The organism is Lysinibacillus sp. GbtcB16, assembly GCF_019091145.1.
GTDB classification, from domain to species: domain Bacteria; phylum Bacillota; class Bacilli; order Bacillales_A; family Planococcaceae; genus Lysinibacillus; species Lysinibacillus fusiformis.
Genome location: NZ_JAGXJV010000951.1, coordinates 1 through 231, shown reverse-complemented (window position 1 = coordinate 231; position 231 = coordinate 1). Strand labels below are relative to the sequence as shown.

At 65.4% G+C, this 231-nt stretch carries 1 pseudogene; it reads left to right on the top strand.

Annotation, left to right across the window (positions count from 1 at the left end):
• Positions 1–231: pseudogene (locus KVT27_RS26420) on the top strand (radical SAM protein); the annotation flags it as partial.

Genomic DNA, 231 nt, shown 5'->3' with positions numbered 1-231 from the left:
CGTAAGGGGCCAGTCACGATCTTCATGTCCTCGGCGACGGACCCGTACCAGCCCGTCGAATACAAGGAGCGGCTCACCCGCTCGCTCCTCGAAGCGATGACCGCGGAACCGCCGGACTTCCTGTTCCTGCAAACCCGCAGCCCGCTGGTGAAGCGGGATGCGGATCTTCTTCAGCTGCTCGGCGACCGGGTCCGAGTCAGCATGACGGTCGAGACGGACCTGGAGGCGGTC